At 73.4% G+C, this 26194-nt stretch carries 19 protein-coding genes and 1 pseudogene; 7 read left to right on the top strand and 13 right to left on the bottom strand.

All coding sequences use genetic code 11. The annotated features are described in order from the left end of the window. Positions 1-103: 103 nt before the first annotated feature. The 8 genes from ACWD3H_RS25220 to ACWD3H_RS25255 all read right to left on the bottom strand — a co-directional run bounded on the left by ACWD3H_RS25220 (position 104) and on the right by ACWD3H_RS25255 (position 15386). Entirely contained in the window at positions 104-2107 is a 2004-nt protein-coding gene (locus tag ACWD3H_RS25220) for a hypothetical protein (protein ID WP_451956717.1), read from the bottom strand. Then, positions 2104-5784: a DUF5682 family protein gene (locus ACWD3H_RS25225; RefSeq protein WP_451956718.1), complete on the bottom strand. Its 3681-nt coding sequence runs from the start codon at positions 5782-5784 to the stop codon at positions 2104-2106. The genes ACWD3H_RS25220 and ACWD3H_RS25225 overlap by 4 nt, the downstream gene beginning before the upstream one ends. After that, complete coding sequence (locus ACWD3H_RS25230; RefSeq protein ID WP_451956719.1) at positions 5781-6968, bottom strand: ATP-binding protein; 1188 nt, start codon at positions 6966-6968, stop codon at positions 5781-5783. The genes ACWD3H_RS25225 and ACWD3H_RS25230 overlap by 4 nt, the downstream gene beginning before the upstream one ends. Before the next feature lie 140 nt (positions 6969-7108). Continuing rightward, positions 7109-12100, bottom strand: a complete 4992-nt coding sequence (locus ACWD3H_RS25235) for a DNA-binding protein (protein WP_451956720.1) — start codon at positions 12098-12100, stop codon at positions 7109-7111. Beyond that, complete coding sequence (locus ACWD3H_RS25240; RefSeq protein WP_451956721.1) at positions 12097-12975, bottom strand: DUF4132 domain-containing protein; 879 nt, start codon at positions 12973-12975, stop codon at positions 12097-12099. The genes ACWD3H_RS25235 and ACWD3H_RS25240 overlap by 4 nt, the downstream gene beginning before the upstream one ends. A gap of 265 nt (positions 12976-13240) precedes the next feature. Continuing rightward, positions 13241-13951, bottom strand: coding sequence for an SRPBCC family protein (locus tag ACWD3H_RS25245; protein WP_451956722.1), 711 nt, complete (start codon positions 13949-13951; stop codon positions 13241-13243). Between the two features lie 45 nt (positions 13952-13996). After that, positions 13997-14617, bottom strand: a complete 621-nt coding sequence (locus ACWD3H_RS25250; RefSeq protein ID WP_350923805.1) for a helix-turn-helix domain-containing protein — start codon at positions 14615-14617, stop codon at positions 13997-13999. A gap of 154 nt (positions 14618-14771) precedes the next feature. Then, complete coding sequence (locus ACWD3H_RS25255; RefSeq protein WP_451956723.1) at positions 14772-15386, bottom strand: RICIN domain-containing protein; 615 nt, start codon at positions 15384-15386, stop codon at positions 14772-14774. Positions 15387-15769: 383 nt separating this feature from the next. On the opposite strand from ACWD3H_RS25255, the gene ACWD3H_RS25260 reads away from it, so the two are divergent. The 3 genes from ACWD3H_RS25260 to ACWD3H_RS25270 all read left to right on the top strand — a co-directional run bounded on the left by ACWD3H_RS25260 (position 15770) and on the right by ACWD3H_RS25270 (position 17459). Beyond that, positions 15770-16192, top strand: coding sequence for an alpha/beta fold hydrolase (locus tag ACWD3H_RS25260; RefSeq protein WP_451956758.1), 423 nt, complete (start codon positions 15770-15772; stop codon positions 16190-16192). A 6-nt stretch (positions 16193-16198) separates the two neighbouring features. Continuing rightward, positions 16199-16753: a nucleoside/nucleotide kinase family protein gene (locus ACWD3H_RS25265; RefSeq protein ID WP_355559433.1), complete on the top strand. Its 555-nt coding sequence runs from the start codon at positions 16199-16201 to the stop codon at positions 16751-16753. 127 nt (positions 16754-16880) lie between these two features. Beyond that, the gene (locus tag ACWD3H_RS25270; protein ID WP_451956724.1) at positions 16881-17459 is read left to right on the top strand and encodes an HAD-IA family hydrolase; all 579 of its coding nucleotides are present in this window, start codon (positions 16881-16883) and stop codon (positions 17457-17459) included. A 2-nt stretch (positions 17460-17461) separates the two neighbouring features. On the opposite strand, the gene ACWD3H_RS25275 is transcribed toward ACWD3H_RS25270, so the two are convergent. The 3 genes from ACWD3H_RS25275 to ACWD3H_RS25285 are packed head-to-tail and all read right to left on the bottom strand — an operon-like array spanning position 17462 to position 20664. After that, positions 17462-18229 (bottom strand): sugar phosphate isomerase/epimerase family protein, encoded by a 768-nt coding sequence (locus tag ACWD3H_RS25275; RefSeq protein WP_451956725.1) that lies wholly within the window; start codon positions 18227-18229, stop codon positions 17462-17464. Between the two features lie 32 nt (positions 18230-18261). Beyond that, positions 18262-19257 (bottom strand): cytochrome d ubiquinol oxidase subunit II, encoded by a 996-nt coding sequence (cydB, locus tag ACWD3H_RS25280; RefSeq protein WP_451956726.1) that lies wholly within the window; start codon positions 19255-19257, stop codon positions 18262-18264. A gap of 21 nt (positions 19258-19278) precedes the next feature. Beyond that, on the bottom strand, positions 19279-20664 hold the full coding sequence (locus ACWD3H_RS25285) for a cytochrome ubiquinol oxidase subunit I (RefSeq protein WP_350923791.1): 1386 nt from the start codon (positions 20662-20664) through the stop codon (positions 19279-19281). A 295-nt stretch (positions 20665-20959) separates the two neighbouring features. On the opposite strand from ACWD3H_RS25285, the gene ACWD3H_RS25290 reads away from it, so the two are divergent. After that, the gene (locus ACWD3H_RS25290) at positions 20960-21634 is read left to right on the top strand and encodes a pyridoxamine 5'-phosphate oxidase family protein (protein ID WP_451956727.1); all 675 of its coding nucleotides are present in this window, start codon (positions 20960-20962) and stop codon (positions 21632-21634) included. Between the two features lie 11 nt (positions 21635-21645). Continuing rightward, positions 21646-22653, top strand: coding sequence for a zinc-dependent alcohol dehydrogenase family protein (locus ACWD3H_RS25295; protein WP_355559449.1), 1008 nt, complete (start codon positions 21646-21648; stop codon positions 22651-22653). 20 nt (positions 22654-22673) lie between these two features. On the opposite strand, the gene ACWD3H_RS25300 is transcribed toward ACWD3H_RS25295, so the two are convergent. Then, entirely contained in the window at positions 22674-23498 is an 825-nt protein-coding gene (locus ACWD3H_RS25300; protein WP_451956728.1) for a helix-turn-helix domain-containing protein, read from the bottom strand. 315 nt (positions 23499-23813) lie between these two features. Here ACWD3H_RS25300 and ACWD3H_RS25305 point away from each other — a divergent pair, with 315 nt between their 5' ends. After that, positions 23814-24629 carry an SAM-dependent methyltransferase gene (locus tag ACWD3H_RS25305; protein ID WP_451956729.1) on the top strand — a complete coding sequence of 272 codons (816 nt, stop codon included), beginning with the start codon at positions 23814-23816 and terminating at the stop codon, positions 24627-24629. A 110-nt stretch (positions 24630-24739) separates the two neighbouring features. Then, a complete protein-coding gene (locus ACWD3H_RS25310; protein ID WP_451956730.1) occupies positions 24740-25348 on the top strand; it encodes a TetR/AcrR family transcriptional regulator in 609 nt (202 codons plus the stop codon). Positions 25349-25937: 589 nt separating this feature from the next. On the opposite strand, the pseudogene tnpA reads toward ACWD3H_RS25310, so the two are convergent. Further along, a pseudogene (tnpA, locus tag ACWD3H_RS25315) lies at positions 25938-26177 on the bottom strand (IS200/IS605 family transposase); the annotation flags it as partial. Between the last annotated feature and the right edge of the window lie 17 nt (positions 26178-26194).

The raw sequence follows: 26194 nt of genomic DNA on the forward strand, positions 1-26194 counted from the left end.
ACCGGCGACATTTCTTGATCCGGTCCTTCCTGCCCGCACCCGCGAGGGCGGTCGCCCGGGGGCGGCCGAACACCGGGAAGCGTCACGGATCCCGATACGGGTGTCATCCGGCCCGCTCTCCGGGAGCACATCGGGCGCGGCCGTCGTGCCAGGACGCCCGGACCAGTGCCCGTTCCGTGGCCGTGAGATGGACGGCGGCGGCGAGCCACGTCCAGGCGTACCGGTCGCCGCCGGAGTCGGCCAGGCGGCCGAACACGTCGCGGGTGCGGCGGTCGGCCTCCGCGGTGAGCGCGTCGACGAGGTCGGCGGCGGTCTCGAAGCCCGCGCGGCGGAGCGCGGCCCGCTGGGCGAGGGAATCACCCCGCGCGGACTCCGCGACCGCCCGCCGCCCGCCGGAGACGGCCAGCTCCACCAGGCGGCGCGCCCGCCACAGGGGTGCGGCCGCCACCGGGTCCGTACCGGCCTCGGCCGCCTCCTCCCGGAGCCGGCAGTCCTCGCGAGACGGGAGGTGGGAACCTCGCAGGCGGTCGTATCCGAGATCGGCGCGGTCCATCCACTCGGCGGGCAGGCGCAACGTCGGACCGGCTCCGGGAACCGGCCCGATCGCGAGCGGGCGCAGGGTGGCGGCCCTGTCGGGGTCCAACCTGCCGATCACCCGTACCCTCAGCCCCGGCCTGGACGCGAGCTGCCGCAGGTTGGCGACATGGGCCAGATCGGGATGGGAGTCAGCCGGCGCGAGCCGGACCAGCGGTCCCCGGAGGGAGCCGTCGGCGCCGGAACGTCCGGCGGACACGGGGAACGCATCCGCTCCGTCCCCCGGCTCCGCACAGGGCGGCAGCTCGCGGGCGAGCACCCGGTCTCCCTCGGCGCCGACGATCACCAGGTCACATCCGACCGGCTGCCCCGCTCCCCCACCCTCCTGCGGATCGCCCCAGGGGTCCCCGGAGAATGTCACGCCGGCGGTCTCGGCGAGCGGCCTGGCGAACAGGGCCGCCAGCGGCGAGGCCGACCAGGACAGACCCGCGACGGGGTTGGCCCGCACGCCGCGACCCGCGCCGAGACGGCCCTCGGGTGAGATCGTCGCGCCGGAGATCAGCAGTCCCCCTCTGGCCAGCCGTGCGTGGTCGAGAGCCGCGGCGCCGAGCGCGACCGTGGCAGTGGCGGCACCGCGGGCACGCGCCGATCCTCCGGGCCTGACGTCGGCGACGGAGAACCAGCGGCCGTCCTCGGCGACGAGGTGGGTGACCACCCCTCCGTAGCCGGTGACGCTGATCACCGGTTCCCGGCAGACCCCGTACACCTTCAGTGCCTCGCCCTGCCGGTAGGCGCGGCGCGCGGTTCCCACCAGGGCTGGATCGGGGTCGGCCGCGGCGAGCCTGCCCGCGGTCAGCAGGAGTTCCCTGAGCGCGGAGACCAGGTCGGCCAGGCGGTGGCCGTCATGGCGTGCGCGAGCGGCACGCAGGCCGCGCACGACGCGCAGGGCAGCGGCCTCGGCCCTGTGCAGGCCCGCCAGCCTGGCGGTGTGGGCGGCGCGGAGCAGCTCCGCCTGGGGTACCGCCCCGGCACCGGGCACCCCGCCTACGAGCACCGCGGCGGCGGCGTCCCACAACCCGGCCGCGGCGGCCACCTGCCTGGACCCGGGACCGGCCTCCGTGGTGGCTCTCCCGGTCGTGTTCTGTGCAGTTTCCTGGGTCGTTTTCCGGCCGGTAGCCAGGGCGGGGGTCGCGCCCGGGTCCGCGTCCGAACCGGGTGATGCGTCGGCGACCGGCTCGGAGGTCTCGGGTAGGCCGGCCTCCGCGACCGGGCAGGCGCTCAGTACGGCGGCGCGGTGCAGGCAGCGGGGCGCGAGCAGGCAGCCGCACCGGGCCGCGCCGGGGTCGGTGATCGTCCCCGAAGGGCCCGGAGTGAGGGTGACCACCGCGTCCTCGCCCCAGCTGATGGAGACGACCTGCCCTGAGGCGGTGGCGGCGAGCCCGGCGCAGCGCTCGATCGCCGCGTCGAGCTTCTTCCGCAGCCTGGGCGTGAGGTCCTCTACCGCCGAGGCGACCACATGCGGCTCCACCGGTGGCAGTTGCCCGGCCGGGGAGGCGGAGGCTGGCAGGTTCAACGGGTCTCTCCTCGAAGGCGGTCGCCCACCCAGCGGGCGAGGGCGAGCGGGCTGAGTGCGGCGACGGGCATCCCGGCCGCGACGAGCTGACGCGCGACGGGCACCGAGTAGCGCGGGGCCCCGGTGTCGTCCAGGGCGGCGCAGCCCAGCAGGTGCACGCCGGAGGAGACGAGGGAGCGGACCTCGCCGAGAAGCCCTCCGAGCGGGTAGCCCTCCTCGAAGTCGCTGACCACCACGACGAGCGTGCGACTCGGCACGGTGACCAGGGAGCGCGCGTGGGCGAGTCCGGCGGCGATGTGGGTACCGCCGCCGACCCGCACGTCAAGCAGCAGGGACAGCGGATCGGCGACCCGGTCGGTCAGGTCGATCACCTGGGTGGAGAAGGCCAGAAAATGGGTGGAGAGGGTGGGAACGCCTCCCAGCACGGCCGCGGTCAGCGCGGACCAGACCACCGAGGCCTCCATCGAGCCCGAGACGTCGACCACGAAGACCAGCCGCCAGTCGGCCTCGTTGCGTACCCGCGTGCTGAAGACCGGCCGCTCCGGGACGACGAGAACCCTGCCGTCGCCGGTCCTGCGGGTGTGCGCCAGGTTGGCCCGGAGCGTGGCGGGCAGGTTGAGCCGGCCGCCGGGACGGCGGGTGGGACGTGGCGTCGCCAGGCCGGCGAGCGCCGGGCGCATCCGGGTGGCCAGCTCCCTGGCCAGCTCGGCGACCAGGCGGCGGACCAGCGGACGGAGCCGGGCCAGCCGCTGCTCGGGCAGCCCGCCCGCCAGGGACAGGACAGAGGTCAGCAGCTCGATCGACGGGCGTACCGTGTCGGGGTCGAGCTCGGACAGTACGTCGGTCCGCCCGCCGTCGGCCGCACGGGCCAGCACCTCCTCCCGCACCTCGGTTCCGAACAGGGCGTCGAGTTCCACTGCCCACTCGCGCGCGGACGGGAAGGACACGCCCTGCCCGCCACCGTCGCCGCCGGGCCCGAAGTCGGCCGCTCCCTCTCCCCTCCCCATCCCGTACAGCTCGTCCAGGGCGTCCGCGTAACGCCTGGCGTCGGCGGGCAGTCGCCCGGTCTCCCTGCCGAGGAGCAGCCGCCACCGGTCGGCCGGAGCGAGTCGCCGCGAGGCGGCCTCCCCGCCCGCCGCGGGTACGGCCGGGAGCACCGGCTCCGTCCTTCCCGCGGGCACGGCCGGGGAGGCCGGCTCCCCGGCGACCGTGATCGCCTCGGCCGGCGGAGGGGAGAGACCGGGCACGCGGAGTCGCAGGGCGTTCAGCGCGGCCAGCCCGGCGACGTCCGCTGCGGTCCAAAGGGCCAGGCTCTCGGGCGGGGCGCTCAGTGCCAGGTCGAGCCGGTCGCCGAGACGGTCGGTCACGACTCGCAGCAACCGGTCCCGTGCCGCCGGGGTGAGCGTGTCGAAACCACCGCGCAGTGCGGGAAGGCGATCCAGGAAGCCCTGGTCGCCGAGGCCGTCGACACGGTCGAGCAGCGGGTCGAGGGCCTCGGCGGCCGACTGCAGGAGCGGGCCCGCGGCGACCAGCAGGCCGGCGAGCGCGCGGGACAGGCGATGGCGCCCCTCCGGGCCCGTGGCGCCGTCGACCCATCCCGCGATTCGGGCCCCGAGGGTGCCGGGCGCGTCCAGGTCGAGCAGGACCCGGGCGGCGAGCGCGGCCCCCTGGACGAGCGGTGAGCCGGTGCGCGCGAGCGTGCCCAGCGCGTCGTCGAGACGCAGGCCGAGCCGGTGCTCGGCGGAGCGGGTGGCGAGCGCCGTCAGGGCGATCGCGTCCTCGGGCCGGTCACTGCCGGCCAGACCTGGCAGGGACCGTACGGCGGCCTCCAGCAGGGTGCCGAACAGCCCCGCGGCCCGCTCCCGGCTCTCCGGCGTGGTTCCTGGAAGGTGCTCGCGGCGCAGCGCCTCCAGCAGGTCGAGGGCCTCGAGCAGGTCGGGCAGCCCCGCGGTGGCGGGGAGCACGGCGGCGGCGTCCTCGATGCGGTCCGCGACCAGGTCCCGCAGATCGCAGGCGGCCGCGGCCCGCAGTCCGGTGAGAATCGCCGCGCAGGTGGGGCCGCCCTCGGCGGACTCCGCGCGGAAGGTCTCGCGCAGCGTCCCCGCGGCGGCCAGAGCCGCGGTGACACCCCGGATGCCCGCCAGGTCCAGCAGCGCGGCGACCGAGGGGGTCCAGGAGAGCGACCAGCGGGTGGTGAGTGCCGTCGCGTCACCCGTGCCCGCCACCTCGGTCGGCCGGCCGTATCCGGTTCCGCACACCAGCAGGCGTTGCAGCAGGATCTCACGGCGGCGGTCCAGGTCAGAGCGGAGCGGGTCGAGGCGGACCTCGCGGGGACCTGGATCACCGGGGTGGGGCAGCCGCAGCTCCGCCACTTCGGCCTCGACCGCGGGGCCGAGCCCGGACCGGGGCGTGCCCGGCGCGATCCTGCCGCGCTCGGTGCCGACCAGGACCGTCTCGAGGGCGTGGGCGAGCGCCCGGCCTCGCCCGAGGGGTTCGCCCTGGCCGAGCACCGTCGTCACCGCCTCCAGCAGCTCGCCGCGCCCCGGCGCGGGCAGGCCGCGCAACCGGGCCAGGTCGCAGGCCAGCCGGAGCGTCTCCACGGCCTCGCCGGTGCCCGCCGTGTGCCCGGCGGCGCGCAGCTCGCGGCAGAGCTCGGTGATCGTACGGGCGGCGGCGTCCCTGATCTTCCCGGGATCGCCGCACGCGGCGAGGACCGCCTGCTGCCAGCGCGGGTCACGGATGCCCGCCGGGTAGCCGGATCTGAAGTCGAGCAGGTCGAAGGCGTACGGGACGAGTGATGTGGCGGGCGAGGCGTCCTTGGCCGCCGGCGTGCCGGGGGCGCCGGTGTCGCCCCCATGGACCACCTGATCGGGAGCGACCAGGGCGGGGGCGTGGAAAGCGCCGATCACGGCGGCGACCCGCCGGCCGCCGGCGACTGCCCTCGCGAGCACTCCGCGCATGTGCGCCTCGCGGACCAGGTCACCGGCCGACACTCCGCCCGAGGCCTCCGCGTCCTGCCGCAGCGCCCAGCCGACGCCCAGCGCCGCTCGGCGTACCGCCTCGGGCGGGCACCCGGGGGCGAGCACCTCGACGGCGCGGTCCCACATGTCGTCCCCCTCCCTGCCCGTGGCCGAGGCGGTGAGGGCATCGGCGAAGGCCCTGACCGGTGGCACCTCCGCCGAGCTCGGCCGGGCGTCCGGCCGAGCCCGGCCGCTCTCCGACCAGCCGGGGTCGGAGAGCGGAAGGTCGCAGCAGAGCACCTCGGCCCCGTGTTCGCGCGCCCAGCGGATGGCGGCCAGCTCCGGCGAGAAGTCGGCGAACGGGTAGAACCCGAGCCGCCCGTCGCCACCCGTCCCGGCGAGGGCGACCGGCGCGAGGGTGGCCGGATCCGCCAGGTGGACCAGCCACGGCTGGAAGTCGGCGGGCAACTCGACGCAGACCACCTCCGCTCCGGCGGCGTCGAGCAGCGCCGGAACCGCCGTCGCCAGCGCGGGGCTGTGGTGGCGCACGCCGAGCAGGTAGGGCCGCGCGGCCCCGGCCAGCGCGTCGACCGCCTCCCGGGGGTGGGGACCGGCCGGCCCCCCGGCGCCGCCCTTCCGTGGGGCCGGGTCCGAGACCTCGGAGCCCTGACCTGTCGTTCCCCGGGCATGCGCGCTCGTCTGCCGATCGCCGGTCAACGCAGGTTCTCCCGCAGGTCCCAGAGGCGGCGCCACATCGCGGAACCGTCCTCGGCGCGGCGTCGCACCGGGCCGTCCCAGTAGCCGAGCAGCCGCGCGTGGTCGGCCGGGTCGTCCTTGCGGACCACGCCGAGCAGGTGGCCGGGCACCAGGTCGAGGACGTCCCCACCGGGGAGGTAGGCCGCCGCCACCCCGAGGGAGGCCGCCACCTGCACCGCCTCGGCGGTGGACATCACGGTTCCCGGCCGTTCCACGTCCCAGCCCTCGGCCGAGCGGCCGGAGCGCAGGTCCCGGAAGACGGTGACCAGGGCGTCCAGCACGGCGTCGTCGACGCCGAAGGCCGCGCCGGCCCGTCGCACCACGGCGGTGGCCTGTCCGCGCACCAGGGCAGCCTCGGCGGCGGGGTCGGCGATGGGGGCGACCGTCTCGAAGTTGAACCGGCGCTTGAGCGCCGCCGACATCTCCGAGACCCCCCGGTCGCGCAGGTTGGCCGTGGCGATCACGGTGAAGCCCGGGGCCGCCGGCGTCAGCGCGTCGGGCGTGCCGGCGAGTTCGGGCACGCTGAGGCGACGGTCGGACAGGATCGACACCAGGGCGTCCTGCACCTCCGGCAGGCAGCGGGTGATCTCCTCGATCCGGGCGACCCGCCCGGATCGCATGGCGGACAGCACCGGGGAGTCGACCAGCGCCTGGCGGCTGGGCCCCTGGGCCAGGAGCAGGGCGTAGTTCCAGCCGTAGCGGAAGGCGTCCTCGGTGGTGCCCGCGGTGCCCTGCACGGTGAGCGCGCTCGTGCCGCAGACGGCGGCCGCGAGAAGCTCGGAGAGCATCGACTTGGCGGTGCCGGGCTCGCCGACCAGCAGCAGGCCGCGCTCACCGGCGAGGGTCACCACGCAGCGTTCCACCAGGGAGCGCTCGCCGACGAACTTGGGAGCGATGACGAGCCGGGTGGGCGAATCGGGGCCTTCGCCCACGCTCGCCTGCCGGGATCCGGGCAGTTCGAGGGTCTGTCCCTCGCTGCCGCAGACGAACGTGACGACCGCGCGCGGGGTCAGCGACCAGCCGGGGGGCCGGGGGCCGTCGTCGTGGGCGGCGAGGAAGGCGAGCTCGGCGGCGTGCCGTTCCTCGGCCGGCAGCGTCTGCCGGTCGGAAGGCGCCGGGGGGACCGTCTGTTCGGTCATGGTCATCGAGAGAGATCCTTCTGTCTGTCGTACTGCCCGGCCGGCCGGAACACGCGGGGCGGGCCCGTGCGCGGTCCGGCCGACCGGGCCGTTGAGAACTGGTGGTTCCTGGTGAGCGGGTCGCGGGGGGCGGAGCCCGCCCCTCCTCAGCGGCGCCTGCCGCGCCGCACGCGGAGCTCCTCGAATCGGGGGATGTCGCCGTCGCGGACCCGCTGCCATGCCCTGGCGTAGAGATCGGCGGCGGGTTCGATGGGAACGGCCACGCCGAGCGGCGCGCCCTCCGCGCCGAGCAGGTCGAACATGGGGAGCTTCCACTGTTCGAGCGGGAGGTTCGGAGCCTTGAGGTCCGTCCAGGCTCCCGGCAGGAAGAGCGAGCGACCGGCTCGGGCGCGGCCGGCCTCGACCACCAGGTCGGTGGCGGCCAGCTCGGCGCGGGCCGCCTTGAACCGCGCGGGCTTCCATCCGGTCCACCGGGTGACGTTCTTGTCCGTGGGGTCCGGCATCGCGAGCAGCGCCAGGTAGAGCGTGGCGGCGTCCTGGCCCAGCCCGTACCGCTCCGCGGCCTCGGAGAGCAGCGCGGGCACCGAACGGGAGGGATCCTGCGGCCACCAGGTGCCGTCGGCCGCGCGCTCCCCCGCCCCGGGGTCTCCGGGATCGGCGAGGAGCGCTTCGAAACGCGGGTCGCGGGCGGTGCGCAGTGCCGTCTCGACCGGGAACGGCTGCCCCTGGTCACCGGTCAGGGCCCGCAGGGCGGGCAGGTAGGGATCGCTCCCCGACGCGTCGAGCAGGGCGATGCGCAGGCCTGGTGCGGGCTGGTCGTCATGGGTGGCCATGATCACCGCGCCGTAGCGTTCCCAGCCCTCGGCGACCTCGGTGGGGGCTCCGGCGACCTTCCTGAATCCGGGGAGGTCGACGTAGCGGCCCAGGTCGAGCAGGAGCTCGGGGTTCGCCAGCCGGTCGGAGACCGCGGCCAGCGCCGCGGGCAGTGCGGCCCGCACGGCATCGCCCGAGGGCAGCCGGTGGGCCAGCCACGCGGCCAGCGCGACCGTGGAGACCAGCGTGGACTCGGTGAACCCGGTGCCGGCGCCGTCGACCGGGGAGACACGGTCGCCCTTCACCCGCCAGCGCAGGTCCGTGCTGAGCTCCGGTGCCAAGGCCGGTTCGAGCAGGGCGGGCAGTGCCCGGCCGGGCTCCCATCCGGTGCGCACCGCGCGGGTCGCCTCCCCGAGGAGCCACTCCGGGACGGCGGCGCGCCGTCCCACCCTGCCGTTCCACACCCGTGCGGCGGCGGCCACGTCCGGGCCGTCGGTCCACAGCGCGGCCGGGTTCGCGGGCAGCAGCGCGGCGACGACCTCGCGCCGGACGTCGTCGTCCAGCCGGTGCAGCTCGTCCTTGGCGACGGCGGCCTCCGCCGCCTTCAGGCCGAGCGCGGTCCGCACGTCGGAGGGCAGGAAGTTGCGCTGGTAGGTGTCCACGTACGGCAGCCCTGCCACGACCAGCCGGGCCGTCGTCGCGGTGACCCCGGTGAGCCGTGCGAACTCCTCGGCACCCTCCGGCCGCCAGGGCACGGGACCGCGTCCGGCGAGCTCCCCGAGGAACTCCCCGAGCCAGCCCGCGTGCCTGACCTCGCCGACCGGGCCCAGGGAGCGCACGGTGTAGGGGCGGGGGACGTCGAAGCGACCGGCAGGGTCGTGGAAGAGTGCCGTGAAACCGCAGCCGTCGTCCTCCGGGACGGCCTCCAGGAAGGCGATGAAGGCGCCTTTCCCCAGCGGGAGCACCCCGCGCCAGTAGCTGTCGGACCACTTGTCCCGGGCACCGTCGAGCCAGCCGTGCTCCAGGTGCGCCACGAGGCGGCGCCACGAGGCGGGCTCGGCCGCGGAGGCCAGTCCGAGCTCGTCGAGCTCGAAGAGCAGCCTCCGCAGCGCCTCCGCCTGCTCGGGTTCGAACGCCGACGCCGCCCGGTAGGCGATCGCGGCCGAACGGTCGAGCAGCGGCTCCCAGCTCAGCAGGGACTGCGCGAGCGCCGGGCCGTCCAGATGGAGGCGGACGATCGGGCCTGAGGGGTCCTGCTTCTCCTGGCCGATCGTCCGGAGTTGCCGGAGGACCCCGCGAGACGGCACGCGCCGCGACCAGAAGCTGCCCGATACACCGAGGCCGTTGAGCGCCTCGATGAGCGATTGGTCATCGGGGCCGTCCGGCTCCTGCTCCGCCTGCTCGCCCGCGAGGGCACCGGCGAGCCTGGCCGACGCCGCGTCCAGGGTCGCCTGCTGGGCGGCGGCGAACGCCACCACTCCGGCGACCCCGGAGACCAGTGCGTCGTGGGTGAGCCGCGGCAGCAGTGTGCGGACCAGCTCGCGCAGTTCCTCCCGCGCGGAGCGCACGGGCGGCGGCGCCTGCCCCGGCTGGGCGGAGTCCGCGAGCCGCGCGGAGTCGAGGGAAGTCGCGGCCTTCAGCAGGGCCGCCGCCGTCTCCCTGTCGATCCCGCGCAGGGCCAGTGAGCCCTCCGGGTCACGGGCCCGCATGAGGTGCCAGTAACGCGGGGGCGGCAGCAGCACGGTGCCCTCCGCGAAGGGCCCGGGCTCCCTCTCCGTGAAGGCCGTCGTGACGACGGCGCCCTCAGGGTCGACCAGCTTGATCTCGCGGTAGTCCTCGACGAGGGCACGCGGCCGGTCGTCGCCGGGGAAGGTCACCGCGCGCGACGGTTGCCCGGGGCCGTCCTGGCCGCCGCGCAGGGTGACGGCGCGACCGGCCAGGTCCTCACCGCGTAGCGACCCGTCGGGCAGCCGGACCATCCGCCAGCCGAGCAGGCCGCCCACCGGGACGCCGGCCGGGGTCGCCTCTCCTTCGAAGGGCAGCACCCAGCCTCCGTGGAAGGTGCTGCCCGCCGGTGCCGAGCGCAGCGCGTCGGCGAGGAACCCGGGCATGCTCAGCCTGCCGTCCGCCATGCCGGACGGGTCGTGCTCGCGCCAGTGCTCGACGTCGCCGTCCCATGTCCAGAACGAGGTCCCGTCCCCGATCAGCCGGCGCCTGCGGGGCACCGCGGTGTCACCCGGGTACAGCACACCGGCGCCCGTGGCCCTCCCGCCGCCGGGCAGCGGCAGGGTGACCGTGTCGGTGCCCAGCATCCACCTGTTGTCCGTCCCCTCCAGCGTCAGGATCGTGCCCGCCGAGGAGTGCCAGTATCCGCGCAGTTCGTCGCCCGCGCCGTAGGTGTGCCAGTAGACGAGGAACTCGCCGTCGACGTGGTGGAAGCCGGGATCTCCCCAGGTGCCGTCCGGGGCGGGGCGCAGGTCGTGGGTGAGCACGGTCCCTTCCGGGCCGATCACCCTGGCCTGGGAGGGACCCGAGACGATCAGGTTCGGCCAGGCGTCGGCGACCTCGATCCGGTTCAGGTTGTTCGGATCGACGAGGGCGGCGACCGCCTCGTCCCAGGCGGGCCAGCCCAGCTCGTCGAGGAGCCCACCGCGCAGCGTCCTGGCGAGCTCGGCGGCGAGGTCGGCGCGGGCCGCCTCGGCGACCTCCTCCCCCGCGAGGGCCAGCGTCTCACCGGACAGCCAGGTCAGCCGCCTGAACGCTTCGGGCAGCTGCGGCAGGCCGGCGGCGACCGAGCGCCGGGCGACCCCGCCCACCCAGTCGGCCAGCATCGTCCGGCCGCCGGGCGATGCCGTCAGGCGGCGCACCGCCCGCTGTCCGTCGGTGTCGTCGTGGAACCTGTCGGCCGCGCGGTGGAACGCGGGCCTGAACCGGGGATCCGCGGCCAGCGCGAGCAGGTCGCGTCCCTCCTCCTCGCGGGCCCAGGACTCCAGCGACAGGAGCGCGTCGTCACCGGGATCGGCGGCCGGGACCTCCAGCGACAGCAGCAGGTCGAGCAGGTCGGGGTCGGGTTTGAACCGGACGGCCCCGCCCGTCGCGGCGAGGTCGGCGCGCAGCCGTACCGCCACGCGCTCGACCAGCGCGTAAAGGCCCGGCAGCCGCGCCCCGGACCGCCAGCCGGGATTCCAGACCCCCAGGAAACGATCGAGCCAGCCCGCCGTGCCGTCGGCGGGACGCTCGGGCTCGGGCACCTCCTCGCCTCCCACCAGACCCTCGGCGGCGCCCGACGCCTCCAGCACCTCCAGCCAGAGGGCGGGCATCTCGTCGTCGCCGTTGGCGGGCATCATGTTCAGCAGCGTCCCGCGGATCGCGGGCTCCCTCCGGGCGAGGGCCACCAGGGCGGGGCGATGCGTCTTCCACCAGCCCGTCGGCGCCCCGGAGGTGGCGGACAGGCCGAGCAGGTCCGCCAGGTACGCCTGCTCCTCGGTGTCCGCGTCGCGCCCGGCGGCCCTGGCCAGGCGGCGTAGCTCGGTGGCCATCTGCGCGGACGGCGACAGTCCGCCCGCCGTGCGGCGCACGCACAGCCGGTGGACCCTGCGCAGGGCCTCGTCGGCCGGCACCCGGCCCGCCAGCTCCTTCGCGTACGCCGACAGGGCCTTGACCGGCAGGGCTCCCGCGAGCGCGAACTCCAGGAACACCGCGTCGAGGCGGTCCTCGTCGACGGGCAGGCCGTGCTCGGTCTCGGCCCTGCGCGCCTGGGTGAACAACTGCGCCGCATAGGCGGTGTTCTCCACCGAGAGGAACACCCGGCCCGCCTGTTCGAGGAACGTCGGCAGGAAGTGCGGGACGGCCCCGGCCAGCTGTGTGGCGAGCCGCTGGTAGGCGTCGAGGGCGGCCTTCGGCTTGGACTTCGCCTGCCTGCCCGCGCGGTCCAGCTCCGGCACCAGGGCGAGCGCGTGGTGGCCGTCCCGTGGGTGATGCACGAGCACCCACTCGGGGAATCCGAGCGAGCGCCGCAGGCCCACCCCGACGACGACCGGCTCGCCGTCCGGCTCCAGCCCGAGGAAGCGGGCCGCGGCATCCTCCGCGGCGCCCAGTTCCTCGGCGACCAGGCGCACCACCACCCGGTCCGCCAGCCCGGGGTGCCGGTAGGCGCGCGCGGTCAGCGGCACCGCCCGCTCGCCGCCCCCGCTCGTGCCGGACGGCAGGACCGCCCCGGCCTCCAGCAACTCCCGGGCCATGGCCGCGCCCGTGACTTCGGCCCGCTCCGGCTCCCCGGACGGCTGAATCGCCGGGGTGCCCGGCGACGACGTGGTACGGCTCACGCGTTCGTTCCCTTCTCGACGTCGCGGCCGGCGTACAGCGCCGCGGCCATGCGCATTCCCTCCGACCAGGCCACCGGGCCGACCTCCCGTGACGGCAGCCGTCTGCCCTCCCGGTCGTGCCAGGTCAGGTTGCCCGTCTCGGTCTCGCCGTCCCAGTAGGGCTCCCCGATCCAGACGGCGGCCTCGGCGCTCCGCCCCGCGTCGCGCACCACACAGGTGGCGTAGCCACCGGAAACGCGGTAGCCGAGCGAGGTCGCGCGGGCGGCGAGGCCGAACCGGGAGGCGAACCTTCCCCCGGCGAACTCCTTCACCTCCGCGGCCTTCTCCCCGGGCTTTCCCGGCTCCGCGGGATCGACCGGCCTGCCCCAGGTCGCCCGGTGGATCTGCTCGACGCGCTGGGTCACGCCCAGCTCCGCGGCGAACTCCCTCAGCTCCTCCAGGTCCGGCAGCAGCACCGGATGCGGCAGGGTCACCGTCTCCGGGGACAGCCGGACGGTCTCGCCGTCCAGGTTCACGATCCGCAGCTCGCCGGAGTCCGTGACGTCCCGCAGGAAACCCACCCCGTCGTCGCCGACCACCACCAGGTCGCGCAGCACCGACCGCCACGCCTCGTCCGGCCACACCCGGACCACCAGCTCGGTGGGAACGGGCAGGGATGACACCATCCAGGCGTCCACCCGCGCCACGCAGGCGGCCTCGTGCCGGTCGAGCCACTCGGCCAGGCGGCGCAGCCGCTCGACCTCGGGATGCTCGCGCACCTGTTTGGGCAGCGACTTCAGCCGCCGTCCCGCCGCACGGCCGGAGGTGGCCCTCGCCGCCACCCGGCCCTCCACAAGAGCGACCTCATATCCGTCGCCCGCCGCCAGCCAGCCCAAGGGATCCCGCCTCTCACCACGCACGGATTGCCGACGTTCGCGGGGATCTCCGCACCCGCGACCGTGATGCGCGGAACGCTAACGCCCCTGACCGACAAACCCGTAACCCGGCGGGCATGGTCCGGGCCAGAACGGCTCCGGCGCCGGACGGCCCATGCCGAAGACGGCCGGGCAGGCGGGGTCCGGGCCGGGTACCGCTCATTCGCCCCGGAGGCGAGGGGCCGCGCCACGACCACGGTCTGTGCGCCACCGGGGGATTCACCCGCTAGAGCGGCCGGAAGTTCCGCCCCCACCAGGCGCTCCAGCGAGACTCCAGATCGGCGAACGCCGCGTCGTCGAGGCCGTAGGCGGTGAGCACCATCGTCGCGGCGCCGCCCGGGTTGACGTGCGAGGGCGGGCTCTGGGCCGCGACCAGCAGGCCGTCGCCCCAGCCCTCGACGGTGAGACCGACCTGGTTGGCCGAGCGGAACCGGACCTCACCGCGCAGCGTCTCGCCGGTGGGCCCCGACAGCTCGTACGGGCTCGCGGGGGGCAGCTCGGCCACGGCTGCGAGACCGGCGGCCTCAAGCACCGGCGTGGCCGCCGCGCCGGAGAGGAAGACGGTGCGCCGGTCGGCGCCCGGGTGCCGCTCCAGGGCGAAGGCGAGCTGGTGGGCGAAGGTGATCCAGCCCTCGGTGACGTCGTCGTAGTAGGCGTCCCAGTCCGGGTCGCCACCGCGCGGGGCCCGGGTGATCCGCAGGCGCGTCCGGCCGCCGAGGTCGGTCAGCTCGAACAGGTCACCGCCCTGGACCTCCAGCCGGTGCTCGGCCGCCGACTCGACGACATCCTGGTGGTAGATGACCTCGATCTCCTTGTCGAGGCCGTCGAAGTGCCAGCCATGCCAGCGCCGGATCCGCTCGGGATCGCGCAGCGCGTCCCAAACGTCCTCGACCGGAGCGGCGATGGTGACCTCGACGAAGAACGGCTTCTCTGTCATCGAATACCTCCAGCGGGGGAACGAACCTTGGTCACGGCGAGAGGATCAGCCGCCGGTTCCTCTCGGGCCGGGGGCCGGGTGCCCGCCGACGACGAGACGGTAGGGCCGCCCTCCGGGGGCGTCGAAGCGGGCGGCGACCTGGGAGACGGCCTCGGCGAGCATGTCGGTGAAGTCGTGCACGTCGCCGGGCTCGGCGAAGCGCACCCGCGCCTCGACGGTGAACGTCAGCAGCCGGACGCCCTGCCGGTCGGCGGCGGCCGCCATGCGGGTGACCTCGCGCACGGTGCCTGCGGCCACCTCGACGAGATGCTCGGCGGCGTACCTGTCGGCGACGCGGCGGAACCCCTCGTCGAACTCGGCGGTCTCGGCGACCTCGGTGGCCGGGGCGAGCACGCCGGGGTCGACGAGGAAGGCGTTGGCGGTGACGCGCATGACGCGCTCGACGAAGCCGCGCCGCGGACGCTCCTCCACCAACTCGACCAGCCCGGCTTCCTCCAGCACCTTGATGTGATAGCCGACCCGCTGGCGCGGCAGGTCGAACTCGGCCGCGAGCTGGACCGCCGAGGCGGGCTCGCGCAGGCGGTCGAGGAGCCGGCGGCGGATCGGGGTGAGCGCCACGCGCAGGCGGTCGGGCTCGTCCATGAGCGTCATCTCGGTCGCGGACATGCCCCGATGAAACCATTAGACAAATTAATCTGTCAATTTCAGCACGGCCGACCGGCCCCTGCGAAAGGACCATCCGGGCACTCGCCCGCGAGCGGCCGGGGCGACTCCCGCGAGCCCTCTCACACGAGTCACCCGAGCCGGGACGGGAGCACGTTCAGCCCTCCCGTACGGGACCTGCCAGCCTCAGCGTCCAGCGGCGCGAGGGGTGGGCGTCGCAGTCGTACTGCAACGCCGTCACGTTGTTGTCGGTGCTCACCCCACCGGCGATGGTCAGACACTTCCCCGTCTGCACATTCCTGACCTGGTACTGCCCCGTACCGGTCACATCGGCCAACCTCCAGCGACGCGAGGGGTGCGCGTCGCAGTCGTACTGCAACGCCGTCACGTTGTTGTCGGTGCTCACCCCACCGGCGATGGTCAGACACTTCCCCGTCTGCACATTCCTGACCTGGTACTGCCCCGTACCGGTCACATCGATCAACCTCCAGCGACGCGAGGGGTGCGCGTCGCAGTCGTACTGCAACGCCGTCACGTTGTTGTCGGTGCTCACCCCGCCCGCGATGGTCAGACACTTCCCCGTCTGCACGTTCGTCAGCATCAGGGTGTTGGCGGCCGCGGCGCTCACCGGGAGCGGAGGCCTCTCGGCATTCGCCGCGGCGCGGGCGCCGGATGCCGCCCCGGGCCCGCCTCCGACGGCGGGCAGCGCCGCGGAGGCGAGAAGTGTGATCGCCCAGGCGCACACCCTGGTCACGGTATGTCTGCGGGACATGAGGCCCTCCTCGATCTCGAACCTTTCGACCGCGAGGGGAGAACGCCCCTGACCACTGAATGATCATTTGACCTGGGCAACGCCACCATAGGCGGTCGTCGCCGGCCGGAGCCACCCGCCACGCGGGACGCCGTCCACGGGCCTTTCCCGCGGTTGACACCGCCTCGGGCGAGCCTGCCCGCCCGAACCCGGCGGATGGCTCGGCCGTCGCGCGGGCCCCTGCGGCGCTTCGTCGATGGCGAACACGCGCTCCGGGGGCGGCGTCCGCTCGGTAGGTTGCCGGGGTGGCGACGATTCGACGAGACGGCGTGGAACTCGCGTACGACGAGGCGGGCTCCGGTCCCGCGGTGCTGTTCGCGCGCGCGGGAATAGCCGACCGGCGGATGTGGGAGCACCGGTTCCTGGCGCTGTCGGCGCGCCACCGGGTGATCCGCTACGACTGGCGCGGGTACGGCGAGTCCGGCGACGCGGCCGATGGGTTCGCGCACCACGAGGACCTGCTGGCGGTGCTCGACGCGCTCGGGGTGGAGCGGCCCGCCCTCCGCCGAACGGCAGCTCGATCCACCGGCGAAGGGGCGGCTGGGCGAGATCGGGGTGCCCACGCTGGTGGTCAACGGACTCGCGGACGTGCCGCAGATCCAGGCCGTGTCCGGCCTGCTGGCCGACGGCATCGCGGGGGCACGCCGGCTGGACCTGCCCCGGACGGGTCACCTACCACCACTGGAGCGGCCGGTGGAGACGACCTCCGCGCTGGCGGAGTTCCTTGGCGCGCTTCATCGGCCCGCCGGACGGCCGGGCCGGGGTGACGCGCGATGACGCCGGCCGTGAACGGCCACGCGCCGCGGATCTCCGCCTGGCTGCGCGCCCGCCCCGCCAGGGCGGGGCGCACCCGTGTCCTGGCCGTCGAGGGGCGGTCGGGGTCGGGGAAGTCCACCCTCGCCACCGCCGTGGCCGCGGAGCCGGCCGCTCCCGTCATACGGATGGACGACCTCTACCCGGGGTGGGACGGCCTGCTGAGCGGGGTCGACGCGCTGGTCGAGTGGATCCTGCTGCCGCTGAGCCTGGACCGGCCCGCACGATGGCGACGCTACGACTGGGCGGACGGCGCGTACGCCGAGTGGCACGAGGTTCCGGCCGCCGGGACCCTGGTCGTCGACGGCACCGGCTCCGGCGCGCTGGCCGCCGCGCCGTACCTGAGCGGCCTGCTCTGGCTGGAGGCGGCCGACGAGGTACGCAAGGACCGCGCGCTGGGGCGCGACGGCGATCTCTACGCCCCGCACTGGGAGCGCTGGGCGGCCCAGGAGGAGAGTTTCCACATCCGCGACGACGTCCGTGCCCGCGCCGACCTGACGATCGTCACCGGCTGAGGCGCCGAACCGCGACCGCCCAGGAAATCTGAGACTTCCGATCCGGAAGTGCCTCTCCACCCCGGCGCGCCGGGCAGTCTGGAGAGGCGCCGGGCACGCCGGTGCCGGCCCACAACGAGGAGAGCCCGTGACCACATGGATGCTGCTTGACTACGGCGAGGTCATCTCCATGCCACAACCCGCCGGCGAGATAGCGGTCATGGCGGAGCTCGCCGACCAGGATCTCGCGACCTTCGGTGACCGCTACTGGCGCCACCGCGACGCCTACGACCTCGGCCAGGCCCCCCACGCGTACTGGAGCGAGGTCCTCGGCCGGACGCTCGACGACGGCGATCCCCTCGTGGCCAGGCTCGACGCGGCCGACACCGCGAGCTGGTCCCACCTCAACCCCGAGACCCTGCGCGCGATCGAGGGGTTCGCCGGGCGCCACCGGCTCGCCCTGCTGTCCAACGCCCCCGAGTCGCTGGCGGCGGCCATCGACGACGCGCCGTGGTCCGCGGCGTTCACCCATCGCTTCTACAGCTGCCGGCTGGCCCTGGCCAAGCCGGATGCCGCCGTCTTCGAGCAGGTCCTGCGCCGGCTCGACGCCGCCCCCGGTGACGTCACCTTTCTCGACGACCGGGCGGTCAACGTCCGCGCCGCGGCGGCGCTCGGTATCAACGCCGTCCTCCATCCGGCGCGACCGTCCTCGTGGCACCGAGGCTGAGGTCAGGCCGAGAAGCGCGCCACCCACTCGCGGGCGCCGGGAAGGATCTCCTCCACCGGCGCCACCTGCGGGTACCAGGTGCGTTCCCATTCCAGGCAGACCCAGCCACCGAAGCCGCGCAGCAGATCGCCGCACCCGTCGAGGGGAACCCCGCCCGCCCACATCGGCACCGGAGTGGTGTCGGTCGCCGAGACCGCGTCCTTGATCTGCACGTACGCGAGGTGATCGCCCAGCGCCGCCAGGGTGTCGGCGGGCGCCTCGCCGTGGCGCCACGGGTGCAGCACGTCCCACAGCGCGCCCGCGGTCTCGGGCACGCCCGCGGCGTCCAGCAGCCGCCCGACCGCGGCACCGGTCGGCATGGCGTCGTGGGTCTCCACCAGCACCCGTACCCCGGACTCGGCGCACAGGTCCGCGACCGCGCGCAGCCGCCGCGCCCCCGCCTCGAGGTCCTGCCCGCCGGGAAAGACCCGCACGGCGGGAGCGCCCAGGTCCGTGGCGAGGACCAGGTCCTCGCGAAGTTCCCGTACCACGGGCTCGTCCGGGCCGGTCACGGCGATCCCGACATATCCCGCGAGGGCGGAGATCTCCAGCCGGGCCGCCCCGACGGCCGCGCGGACCTCCGCCCGCCGCGCCGGGGAGAGCCCGGCGTGGACCCCGGTATCGGGGTGGAGGCGGAGTTCGAGCCCGGCGCACCCGTACGCCACGGCCGTCTCGACGGCCCGCGCGAGGCCCTGCCCCGGCATGCCGAGCGTGCTGAACGCCAACCGCATCGAGCCCCCTTGGAAAACGTTCATCGTAGACGCTAGGCCGCGTGGGCGCCTCCGTGGTCGGTGCGGGTCAGACGGCGGCGGAAGACCCAGTAGGTCCAGCCCTGGTAGGCGAGGACCAGCGGGGTGAAGACGACGGCGACCCACGTCATCACCGTGAGCGTGTACGGGCTGGAGGCGGCGTTGTCGACGTTCAGGCTGTTGGCCGGGTCCAGCGCGGGCATCACGTCGGGCCAGAGGTTACCGAAGAGGGTGACCGTGATGGCGATGACGGCCACCGCGTTGGCGGTGAAGGCCCAGCCGTCGCGGCCGCGCAGGGTGGCGAGCAGCGCACCCGCGATCCCGGCGGCGGCCAGCGCGGCGCTCGCCCAGGTGGCGGGCCTGCCCCCGATGAGCTGGGTGGCGGTCAGGAAGGCTCCGCCCACGACCAGCGTGACCACGGCGAGCCTCTTCGCCATGACGGCCGAGCGGGTGCGCAGGTCGCCGTCGGTGCGCAGGGTCAGGAAGAGCGCGCCGTGCAGCACGAACAGCGAGAGCGTGGCCAGGCCACCCAGCAGCGCGTACGGGTTGAGCAGGGTGAGCAGCGTCCCGGTGTACTCGTGGTCGGCGTCCAGCGGGACGCCCCGGACGATGTTGGCGAAGGCCACGCCCCACAGGAAGGCGGGGAGCAGCGATCCGATGAACAGCGTGCGGTCCCAGCCTCGGGAGCTTTCGCTCTTGTTGCGGTACTCGATGGCCACGCCGCGCAGGATGAGCGCGACGAGGATGAGGAACAGCGGCAGGTAGAACCCGCTGAACAGGGTCGCGTACCACTCGGGGAAGGCGGCGAACGTGGCGCCTCCGGCGACCAGCAGCCAGACCTCGTTGCCGTCCCAGACCGGCCCGATGGTGGCCAGGACGGTCCTGCGGTCGGCCTCGTCCCTGCCCAGCAGCGGCAGCAGGATGCCGACGCCGAAGTCGAATCCCTCCAGGACGAAGTAGCCGGTCCACAGCACGGCGATGAGCACGAACCAGACGGTGGTGAGTTCCATGGGGGTTCCTTGGTGGGTGCCTCAGTAGGAGAGCGCGGGGGTGGTGTCTTCGGACGGCTTCTCGGTCTCGTCCTCGGGGCCGAGGCGGATGAACTTGAGGAGCAGCCGGACTTCGATCGCCGCGAGCACCGCGTAGAGAAGGGTGAAGCCGACCAGGGTGATCGCGACCTCGGTGACGTCGACGCCCGGTGAGACGGCGGCCGCGGTACGCATCAGCCCGAAGACGGTCCAGGGCTGGCGGCCCATCTCGGTGAAGATCCATCCCAGCGAGTTGGCCAGGAAGGGCAGCGCGATCCCGGCGATGGCGATCCGGTGGAACCACGGCCCGGCGGGGAGTCTGCGGCGCCGGGTGAGCCAGAGCCCGGCCAGGGCCAGCAGCGCGGCCAGCACGCCGAAGCCGATCATCAGCCGGAAGGACCAGTAGGCGAGACCGACCACCGGCCGGTAGTCACCGGGGCCGTAGATGGCCTCGTAGCGGGCCTGGATGTCGTTGATGCCCTCCACCCGGCCGTCCAGCGTGTTGGTGGACAGCAGGCTGAGCCCGTAGGGGATCTGCAGGTTGATGTGGTTTCGACCGTTTTCGACATCGCCGACGGCGAACAGCGAGAAGCCGGCGGAGGTCTCGTCCTCCCACAGCGCCTCGGCGGCGGCCATCTTCATCGGCTGCTGCTCGGTCATGATCTGCGCCTGCCAGTGCCCGGAGGCGGCCACCCCGACCGAGGCGACCAGGGTAACGGCCATGGCCACCCGCGCCGAGGTGCGGAAGAGCTCCACATGCCTCTTTCTGAGCAACTGCCAGGCGCTCACCCCGGCGACGAACGTCCCGGCGGCGATGAACGCGCCGAACAGCACGTGCGGGAAGGTGACCAGGGTGGTGGAGTTGGTGAGCACCGCCCAGATGTCGGTGAGCTCCGCGCGGCCGGTCTGCGGGTTGAGGCGGTAGCCGACCGGGTGCTGCATCCAGGAGTTGGCGGCGAGGATGAAGTAGGCCGACAGGTTGGTGCCGATCGCGGCGATCCAGATCGTGGCCAGGTGGACCCTGGGCGACAGTCTCTCCCAACCGAAGATCCACAGTCCGAGGAAGGTGGACTCCAGGAAGAAGGCCATCAGTCCCTCCATCGCCAGCGGCGCGCCGAACACGTCACCGACGAAGCGGGAGTAGTCACTCCAGTTCATCCCGAACTGGAACTCCTGCACGATGCCGGTGACCACCCCCATCGCAAAGTTGATCAGAAACAGGCGGCCCCAGAACTTCGTCATCCGCAGGTAGGTGGGATTGCCCGTACGGTGCCAGGCGGTCTGGAATCCCGCGACGAGTACCGACAGACCGATCGTCAGCGGCACGAACAGGAAGTGGTAGACCGTCGTAATCCCGAACTGCCAGCGCGACAGATCCAAGACGTCCATCAATGCTCCGTCTCACGAGTGATATCTCCGCAAGGATTCCGATTAGGGGTGTTTGCCACGTAGGGCCGCCGGGCCCTGATCGGAAGGACCTTGGTCCCGCCCCCTCGTCCCGGTATCCGGGACTTACGGCCCTCGCTGTGGAAGATCACGGACGGCGGCGAGGTTTCCGCAGGTGAGGCGGCGGGTTAGGGGTGTGTGGCTGCGGGGGAGGCCTCAGGTGATGCCGATCGGGGGACGCGGAGCCGGAGGAGCCCCGGACTCGCAGCGACATCGATCTTCGCAGTGGGAGAAACCCATGACCGGACGCAGATCGGCGCCGGGCGACCTTGGCCGCCGGATCGCCAGACGACGCGAGGATCTCGGCCTCAGCCGGGAGGAGTTGGCGAGGCGGGCCGGAATCGATCCCGGTTATCTCGCCTACCTGGAGGAGTCCGTGGCCTCACCGAACACCGGCACCGTGAACCGCGTGGCCACCGCCCTGGACACCAGGCCCGAGGAGCTGCTCGGCAAGTACACCGACCTGCCGCCCGGCCACGGCCGGGCAACGGGTCACCCCGTACTGGAGAAGCTCGACCGGGACGAGTGCCTGCGGCTCATCACCCCCGGAGGGGTGGGCAGGATCGCCTTCGAGGAGGCCGACGGGCCGGTGATCCTTCCGGTCGACTACGCCCTGCTCGGTGACTCGGTGATCTTCCGCACCGCCTTCGGCGGCCCGCTCGACGGCCCCCTGCGCACCGGGGTCCAGGGGGTCGAGTGCAAGGTCGCCTTCGAGGTCGACCGGATCGACGACGCCTGCCACGAGGGCTGGAGCGTGCTGGTGCGCGGCGGGATCCAGCACGTCTCCTCCGAGGAGGACCGGGCCACCCTGGCGGCGCTGGGCGTCCGGCCGTGGGCGGGAGGCGAACGGGAGCTGTACGTGAAGATCACCGCCGCCGAGGTCAGCGGCCGGCGCATCCGGCGCGGCCTGTGATCCCCGCGGAGATGGACGCCTGGGTCGTCACCCACCCGGGGCCGATCCTCTCGCGTCCCCTGCGTCGGGTCCGCGTCCCGGTCCCCTCCCCCGGGCCCGGTGAGGTGCTGGTCCGCGTCGAGGTCTGCGCGGTCTGCCGGACCGACCTGCATCTCGCCGAGGGCGACCTGCGGCCACGCCGTCCGAGGACCACACCCGGCCACGAGGCCGTGGGCCGGGTGGTGGCCGCCGGTCCCGGCGCCGGGCGGCTGTCGCCGGGCACCCGGGTGGGCGCGGCCTGGCTCCGCTCGGCCTGCGGTCACTGCCGCTACTGCCTGCGGGGCTCGGAGAACCTCTGTCCCCGCTCGACCTACACCGGCTGGGACGCCGACGGCGGCTACGCCGAATACCTGACCGTTCCCGAGGACTTCGCCTACCCGCTGCCGCCGGAGGCGCCGGCGGAGAAGCTGGCACCGCTGCTGTGCGCCGGGATCATCGGCTACCGCGCGCTGCTCCGCAGTGACCTTCCTCCCGGCGGGCGCCTGGGCATCTACGGCTTCGGCGCCTCGGCGCATCTGACCGCGCAGATCGCCATCGCCCAGGGCGCGACGGTGCACGTGCTGACCCGCTCGGCCAGAGCCAGGGAACTGGCCATGACGCTGGGCGCGGCCTCGGCGGGCGACGCCGCGGACGCCCCGCCCGAGCCGCTGGACTCGGCGATCCTGTTCGCCCCGGTGGGCGAGCTGGTACCGGTCGCGCTGGCCGCGCTGGACCGGGGCGGCACCCTCGCGGTGGCGGGCATCCATCTCAGCGACATCCCGCCTCTGACCTACCAGCGCCACCTGTTCCAGGAGCGCACCCTGCGCAGCGTCACCGCCAACACCCGGGCCGACGGCCGGGCCTACCTGGAACTCGCCATGGCCCACCCGCCCCAGGTGACCACGGTGCCCTACCCCCTGGCCGAGGCCGACCGGGCCCTGGCCGACCTGGCCGCCGACCGGGTCGAGGGCGCCGCCGTCCTGACGATCTCCTCCCCCTGACCGGTTCCGGCCAAAGGAGCTCAGACCTCCCTGAGGACGCGGTGCAGGATGGCCGTCGTCGCGGCCGGCTGCTCGGCCTCGATGCCCAGGCGGTTCAAGATGTGCCAGTAACGCTCGACGTCGGCGGCCTTGTCCAGGTAGAGGGCGCCGGTGAGCTGTTCGAGGTAGACCACATCGGGCAGTTGCCCCTCGGGGAAGCGCAGGATGGTGGCGGGGCCGGTCACCGCGGCGGCGGCTCCGACGCTGAAAGGCATGACCTGGAACGTGACATGGCCGAGCTCGACGATCTCCATGAGGTGCCTGAGCTGGGCGCGCAGCACCTCGGGGCCTCCGACGGGGCGGCGCAGCGCCGCCTCGTCGACGATCGCCCAGAGCGTGGGGGGCTCTGGACGCCACAGGAGTCGCCGGCGTTCCATGCGCAGGGCGACGCGGCGCTCGATCTCGGACGTGGAGGCATCGGCGCAGGCGGACCGGATGAGAGCACGGGCGTAGTCCTCGGTCTGCAACAGCTCCGGGACGGACTGGACGTCGTAGGCACGGATGAGGGACGCGGCCTGCTCCAGCCCGAGATAGGCGTCGAACCAGGCGGGAACCACATCACTGTAGGCCTGCCACCAGCCGGGCCTGTTGGCCTCCGCGGCCAGGGCGAGCAGCGGGGCGCGTTCGTCGTCGTCGACGACCCCGTAGAGGGTGAGGAGATCGGCCACGTCGCGCTGCTTGAAACCGGTCCGCCCCAGCTCCAGGCGACTGATCTTGGAGTGCGACCCGCGGATCGCCTCCCCGGCCTCCTCACGTGTGATGTGACCGGCCTCGCGCAGCCGCCGCAGCTGCGCGCCCACCAGCATGCGCACCACGGTGGGTCCGGCCTGCCGGTGATCCGGGCTGTGACCATCGGTTTGCGCACTTACCGCCCGAACAATGCGCAAATCTGCTCCTCTGAATCGCAGCCGCTTGATCCGTGACTCTTCAAGACTTTCACGCCGAGGTTGCTTTTCGCAGCGGGACGAAGACTCTCCGCGAGAAATTCGTACCATCTCCACACGTAATGGCAAGATCGTGGCAGCCTCGGCGATCCGGCGAGTCAGCCGGCCGGAGCGCACGCCGGGTCCTTACGGCTGCCGGAAACCGGCCCGGCCCCGATCCGACCCCAAGGAGAACGCGTGGACGGCGAGCGACCCCCCTCCGGATCCAACGAGCTCAACCCGCATGTCGCCCACAACGCCAGGGTCTGGAACTACTGGCTGGGCGGCAAGGACCACTATTCCGCCGACCGTGAGGTCGGTGACCGTGTTTTCGCGATGTTCCCGAACATCGTCCATGTGGCCCGCGCCGACCGGGCGTTCCTGGGGCGGGTGGTCCGCCATCTGACCGGCGAGGTGGGGATCCGGCAGTTCCTCGACATCGGCACCGGGCTGCCCACCGTGGACAACACCCACCAGGTGGCGCAGCGGGTGAACCCGCGGGCGCGCGTCGTGTACGTCGACAACGACCCCCTCGTACTCGTACACGCCCGCGCGCTGCTGTCCGGCACGCCGGAGGGCGCCACCGACTACGTCGACGCCGACGCCCGCGACCCCGAGACGATACTGCGGGCCGCGGCGAAGACACTGGATTTCGGCCGTCCGGTGGCGGTCATGCTCCTGGGCATCCTGAACTTCGTCCTCGACACCGCGGAGGCCCGGTCGGTGGTGCGCCGGCTCATGGACGCCGTGCCCTCCGGTAGCCATCTGGTGCTCACCCACCCGACCCTGGAACTCGGCGGCGAGGGCAACGTCGAGGCGATGCGTTTCTGGAACGAGCACGCCAAGCCCCCGATCGTCGCCCGCAACGGCCAGGAGATCGCCGCCTTCCTCGACAGCCTGGAACTGCTCGAACCCGGCCTGGTCTCGTGCTCGCTCTGGCGTCCCGAGCTGGCCGGCGTCGGCGGCGAGCCCACCCGGATCGCCCAGTACGGCGCCGTCGGCCGCAAGCCGTAGGCCGGATGCCGTGGGCCAGGCGCCGCTCCCGGCTCCCCCCGGAGCCTGGAACGGCGTCCGGCTCCGGGCGGAGGTGATCGCCGGCCCACCCCCGTTGCTAGCATCGATCCATGCCACGCCCGCGAACCGTCAGCGACGAGGCGATCTTCGCCGCGGTCACGGAGGTCGTCAGCCGGGTCGGTCCCGCCAGGCTCACCCTGGCGGCCGTCGCCAAGGAGGCGGGGCTCTCGCCCGCCACCCTGGTGCAGCGCTTCGGTTCCAAGCGCGCGCTGCTGCTGGGCCTTCACCAGGGCGACACCGAGTACGTCCGCCGGCGGCTGCGCGCGGCGGGCCCCCGGAACGGGATCCTTGAGACGCTGCTGGACAACCTGACGGACCTGGCCGGGCCGGTCTCCGACCCCGTGGCCTTCTCCAACCACCTCGCCGTCCTCCACCAGGATCTCAGCGACCCCGAGTTCCACACCCAGGCGCGGGCGCACGCCCGCGCCATGCGTGAGGAGATCCACGACCTGCTCGTCAGGGCCACGGAGGCCGGCGAGCTCCTGCCCACCGACCTCGCACAGCTGGCCCGCTCCGTGCAGTCGACCTACAACGGCGCGCTGGTCACCTGGGCGATCCATCGCGAGGCGCCGCTGGAGACCTGGCTCCGCCGTGAACTCGACGCGGTTCTCGCCCCCTGGCGCGCCACCGGGAAAGCACGGGAGCGGCAGGCACCCTAGGGCGGGCCCCTACGGCCCCGCCCGCCGGGGCGGCAGCCACCGAAGGCAGGACATGTCCGAAAAGGCTACGCCTGGGCGAATAATACCCAAATAGGCCCTACATCAATGAATATCCGCTACAGATGAGGATATTTCGATGAGTAGCATTAGAAAGGCGATATACAGGCAGGATATGCCTGAGTGACCGGGCGCACGGGAACGGCATCCGAAGAAGATTCAATCTCTTATTACCGGCTTTCCACTTCGTACTATTGAATCCTCATAATTAGTGATCTCAACGTAGATGCCCCGGAGAGGAAGCCAGACCATGCCTGACGTCGGCCCCATCCAGGTGGGGGATCCCGAACGTGTGGACGAGTACCGGATAACGGGGCGACTGAGGGAGAACGTCCACCGAACCGCGGGCCAGTGCTCCGGCGTTCACGACTCCGTTGCCCAATTCGTTTTCAATCTCCGCGACCTGCGCGTCCGGTACCGGATAACGACGCCGGACGTCGACCGGCGGCAATTGGGCAACAGCGTCGTTCACGCCGGGGGCGAAGGCCCGCGCGGGCGTGCCCTGGCCTTCGGTGCCCGTGAGCAGGTCAGCTCACACGGGTCGCTTCTGCTGTTCGATGTAGTGCTTGAGGACCGCAAGCGGTGCGCCGCCCACGCTCGCGGCGAAGGAGGAGCAGGACCACAAATGCCCGCCCCACGGGTACCGGCGGACGTGAGCGCTGTATTCCTTGCGCAGCATCCGCGCCCAGACACCCTTCAGTGAGTTGACGAGCTTGGAGGGGGCGACCTTCGGCGGGTAGTGGACCAGCAGGTGGACGTGGTCGTGGTCGCCGCCAGGGCCGGTTCGCG

Source organism: Streptosporangium sp. NPDC002607 (genome assembly GCF_053592655.1).